General features: G+C 52.0%; 5 protein-coding genes. 3 read left to right on the forward strand and 2 right to left on the reverse strand.

The window, feature by feature from the left end; translation table 11 throughout:
* The 3 genes from PPL9_RS33750 to PPL9_RS25470 form a co-directional block, all read left to right on the forward strand.
* On the forward strand, positions 1-480 hold a 480-nt coding region (locus PPL9_RS33750), incomplete at its 5' end, for an NADPH-dependent F420 reductase (protein WP_208989634.1).
* Between the two features lie 93 nt (positions 481-573).
* A complete protein-coding gene (locus tag PPL9_RS25465; RefSeq protein WP_057465320.1) occupies positions 574-1,608 on the forward strand; it encodes a TIGR03842 family LLM class F420-dependent oxidoreductase in 1,035 nt (344 codons plus the stop codon).
* Between the two features lie 306 nt (positions 1,609-1,914).
* Positions 1,915-2,544 (forward strand): TetR family transcriptional regulator C-terminal domain-containing protein, encoded by a 630-nt coding sequence (locus PPL9_RS25470; RefSeq protein WP_057465321.1) that lies wholly within the window; start codon positions 1,915-1,917, stop codon positions 2,542-2,544.
* A 12-nt stretch (positions 2,545-2,556) separates the two neighbouring features.
* On the opposite strand, the gene PPL9_RS25475 is transcribed toward PPL9_RS25470, so the two are convergent.
* Both PPL9_RS25475 and PPL9_RS25480 read right to left on the reverse strand, forming a co-directional pair.
* Complete coding sequence (locus tag PPL9_RS25475; RefSeq protein WP_057465322.1) at positions 2,557-3,318, reverse strand: ABC transporter ATP-binding protein; 762 nt, start codon at positions 3,316-3,318, stop codon at positions 2,557-2,559.
* Complete coding sequence (locus tag PPL9_RS25480; RefSeq protein ID WP_057465323.1) at positions 3,318-4,316, reverse strand: iron ABC transporter permease; 999 nt, start codon at positions 4,314-4,316, stop codon at positions 3,318-3,320. Before PPL9_RS25480 ends, PPL9_RS25475 begins: the two co-directional genes overlap by 1 nt.
* Between the last annotated feature and the right edge of the window lie 78 nt (positions 4,317-4,394).

Below are 4,394 nucleotides of genomic sequence, written 5' to 3' on the forward strand. Positions count from 1 at the left end.
GTGGCGGCGGCTGGTGAGTGCGTTATGCTTGCTGTGCCTTATGCGGCGCACGACGCAACGTTAAATGCCCTGAAACCGCACCTTGCTGGCAAGATCCTGATCGACATTGTTGTTCCGCTTGCGCCAGGTGACCCGAAGACCGTCGAAATGCCGCCTGAAGGCTCTGCTACTGAGGCTGCACAAGCATTGCTTGGGCCAGATATTCCGGTTGTGGGCGCATTGCACAATGTTTCGGCCACGACTTTGAACAATCTGGATTGGCCGATCAACTGCGACATCCTCGTATGCGGTGATAGCCTTGCTGCCCGCAAGGTGGTGATGGAGCTGGTGAACAAGCTTGATGTGAAAACCTACAATAGCGGCAATGCAAAAGCAGCGCGCTGTATTGAGGCGATCACTCCGATCCTCATTCGTCAGAACATTTCAAAAGCTGTGCCGTTTACACATGCGGGAATCCGCATCTGGGCCCCGGATCACTAAGACTTTTTCGGGCGTATCCTTCTTCGAAAGCCAACTGCCGTTTTTCGAGGATACGCTTTGAACAACACCTTACTATTTGTGGAGGAGACACACATGGACTTTGGTATTTGCTTTAAAGGGTTTGTAGAACCAGAGCGCGCTAAGGCACTGGTTCGTCAGGCCGAAAATGCTGGTTTCAAGTATTGCTGGTTCTACGACAGTCACATTTTGTGGCGTGAGAGCTTCGTGGCGATGGCAATGTGCATGGAACACACCAAAAACATGCGTTTTGGACCGTGCGTGACCAACCCGAACACGCGTGACTGGTCTCATGCAGCCAGCTTGTTTGGTTCGCTTGCCAAACAGTCCGGCGGCCGTTTTGATATTGGTCTGGGCCGCGGCGACAGTGCTGTGCGCGTAATGGGCAAAAAACCTGCCCCGCTGAAACGTCTGGAAGAGTTCACTCACACTGTTAAAGCTCTGATCCGTGGTGAAGAAGCACAGTACGGTGAATGCCCTGAGCCAGTGAAGTTCCCATGGGCGGATGGTTATGAGCTCCCTGTCTGGGTTGCGGCTTATGGACCGAAGGCGCTGAGTTCAGCCGGCCGCGTAGGCGATGGCCTTATTCTTCAGATTGCGGAGCCAGGAATTTGCAAATGGCTTGGCGATCAGGCAGTTGCAGCTGGCGAAGAAGCTGGCCGTGACATGAGCAACTTCGGCATTATGGCAGCTGCTCCTGCTCATACAGGCACACTGGAAGAAGGCATCGAGAAGACCAAATGGTTCCCTGCTATGGTTGGCAACCATGTGGCGGATATCGTTGAGAAGTATGGATCAAACACCGATCAGGTGCCTGCATCCCTGACGTCTTACATTGAGAACCGTCGTGGTTATGACTATTCCAAGCACGGTCAGAGCGACAATCCGTTCCTCGACTTCATTACCGATGATATCGTTGAAAGCTTTGCAGTTCTCGGCCCACCTGAAAACCACATTGAAAAGCTGAGCAAGCTGAAAGATGCGGGCATCACTCAGTTCAACATCTATCTGGACAGTGGTGATGAAGAGAAGATCATCGCAGATTACGGCGAAAAGATCATTCCGGCCTTTAACGCAGACAGCGCAAAAACACCGGAAGCTGTCAGCTAAGCAAACACGGGCCGGGTTCTATATGAGCCCGGCCTTTTCTCTTTCCAGAGCAGGCTGTGTTCATGTGGATGCACGCATCAAGCTTTAACTCTTTATTTTTACGCGTATTCTTGTCCGAAAACCGGAACCACTTTTCAGGAATGCGCTTTATTGCAGAAAAACAACAATTATTGGGTGAGCTGCCTCATCACGACTTTTCTACTAGTGTTTAGCTTGATATGAGCACTGTGTTTTCGTAGGTGCTAACCTACTCATATACCGAGCGGGTATTTTTAGGTTCGGTGCTTAAGCAATTTGGAAAAGAGTATGGCTAAGGCTTCTGAAGCAAAAGGCAAAACACGAATTCAGATAGAAAAGACTGAGAAGATCCTCGCAGCTGCGCTGGATGTGTTCTCAACCTATGGATTTCGTGGATCTACGATCGATCAGGTCGCTCAGCAAGCTGGCTTGTCCAAACCAAACCTCTTTTATTATTACGACAGCAAAGATGCCATTCATGCAGAGCTGATTGAACGCTTGTTGTACATCTGGCTTGATCCGCTGCATCAGCTCAATCCTGAAGGTGAACCCATTGAAGAGATTTGCGCGTATGTACGCCGCAAACTGGAGATGGCGCGGGATTACCCTCGGGAAAGCCGCCTGTTCGCCAACGAGATCTTGCAGGGTGCTCCGCGCATCAAATCTCTGATTGCCGGCCCCTTGAAGTCATTGGTGGATGAGAAGACAGTCGTTGTTCAAGGCTGGATGAATGAGGGCAAGATCGCCGAGACAGATCCGTACCACCTGCTGTTTTCAATCTGGTCCACGACCCAGCATTACGCTGACTTTGACAGTCAGGTGGAGACGTTACTTCCGGCAAATAAGTCCAAGGACCGCTTTAAAGAGGCTGCGGCATACCTTGATCGCATGTTCCGTAAGAGCCTTGCACCCGAATAATCGAAGGTCTTTTTACAAACGTGTTGTGGGGGTGATCACAGGCCCCTGTTCTGTTTGCAGAATATGGGCTTTGACACGATAAACATCCTGCACGCGTTCTTCGGTCAACACCTCTTTTGGCGTGCCATACGCGACGAGCTTTCCTTCTTTTAACATCGCGAGCCGCGTGCAAAGGCGCGCTGCGTATGTCCAGTCATGCAGGCTGACAAGCATGGACGTGCCTTGTTGTTGCAGCTTTTGAAAAATCTCCTGCAGCTCCAACTGGTGTTCCGGATCAAGTCCTGCCGTTGGCTCATCCGCAATGATCAGTGGTGTTTTTTGCATCAAGGCCCTGCCAAGCAGAGCACGCGCTTTCTCTCCACCAGACACCTGTAGGATTGAAGCTTTTCTGATTGCGTCCAGCCCCAAGCTTGCAATCGTCTCTTCCAGTTCCGCCTTGTGTTTTGGCGTCCGCACGGAGCCACCAATAGCTTCACAACCCAAAGCCAATATGCGTTCTACAGACAAATCCCACGCCACGTCACGCTCCTGCGCCATGTAAGCAACATGCTTGGATAACTGCTTAGCCGAGATGCTTTTGAGAAGCTGGTTGTCGTAACTGATCTCCCCATAAGACGGGATTAGCCCGACCATGGCTTTCATCAGCGTGGATTTGCCTGAGCCATTGGGGCCGATCAACCCGACGATCTCACCTTTACCAATCTCCAGATTGATTGAGGACAGGATGTTCTTGGGACCGTAGTTGACAGAAAGGTCTTTGAGTTGAAGCAGCATCAGATCAAAGCCCTGCGTTGTTTGATGATCAGCCAAAGGAAGAACGGCGCGCCGACAATAGCTGTCAGCACTCCGAGCTTGAGGTTTGATTGTGGGCCGAACAGTTTCACTGTGATATCTGCAAGCGTGAGCAAGCAAGCCCCTGCAATGGCACTTGGCAGTAGTAGGCGCTGAGGCTCTCCGCCCACCATTTTGCGTAGCAGATGAGGGACGATTAATCCGATGAAACCGATTGTTCCAGTTACGGCCGTCACAGCACCAACACTGGCCGCGGTTCCCGCAATTGCACAAAACCGCAGATGAGGCAGAGACACGCCCATGGTATGAGCAGTTTCCTCACCCAGAGACAACGCATTGAGGCCTTTGCCCGTGATGAGCAAGAGGCTCCAGCCGATCACGATGAACGGCGCAATGATGTAAAGATGCTGCATAGACCGGTCATTTAACGAGCCAAGCATCCAGAACACAATTTCCATGGCTGCAAACGGGTTAGGCGACAGGTTGAGTGCCAATGACGTGAGCGCAGTCGCTATGCTTGAGATCGCAACACCTGCAAGGATCAGTGTCAGCGTCTGCCCTCGCCCGCCCGCCAGCATGGGCAACAAAACTGCTGCAATCGCTGCACCGAGCAATGCAAACGCTGGCAGTGTGAAGGGCATGGTGATTGTCAGCCCGGTGTAAATTGCGATGACTGCGCCCAGACTTGCGGAGGAGCTGACGCCGATCAAACCAGGTTCCGCCAAGGGATTGCGCAGGAGGCCCTGCAATACAGCACCGGACAGGCCTAGCGTTGCACCTGTGATCAAGCCCAGAAGGGCGCGCGGCACGCGGATTTCCCAAAAGACGATAGAAACGGGCGTTTTTTCTGCGGCGAATGCTGCTTTAATCAGCTGCATGAATGTCAAATCAGCAGCGCCGATCATGAGCGAGGTCACAAACAGAATAGCTGCGATCAGGCACAGAACCGTGATCAACGGAGCATCCGGATGCTTGGTCATTCGGATTGCGCTCCTAGTTTGGTGGCTTGTTTGGTGGCTTGTTTGGCTAGTTTACCAATAGCTTGCGTCACAAACGGC

It is taken from the genome of Pseudovibrio sp. POLY-S9 (assembly GCF_001431305.1).
Lineage (GTDB): Bacteria > Pseudomonadota > Alphaproteobacteria > Rhizobiales > Stappiaceae > Pseudovibrio.

What these genes read in the sequence shown, in the direction of transcription:
- PPL9_RS25465 (WP_057465320.1), top strand. Translation starts at nt 574, where the DNA reads ATGGACTTTGGTATTTGCTTTAAAGGGTTTGTAGAACCAGAGCGCGCT.
- PPL9_RS25470 (WP_057465321.1), top strand. Translation starts at nt 1,915, where the DNA reads ATGGCTAAGGCTTCTGAAGCAAAAGGCAAAACACGAATTCAGATAGAA.
- PPL9_RS25475 (WP_057465322.1), bottom strand. Translation starts at nt 3,318, where the DNA reads ATGCTGCTTCAACTCAAAGACCTTTCTGTCAACTACGGTCCCAAGAAC.
- PPL9_RS25480 (WP_057465323.1), bottom strand. Translation starts at nt 4,316, where the DNA reads ATGACCAAGCATCCGGATGCTCCGTTGATCACGGTTCTGTGCCTGATC.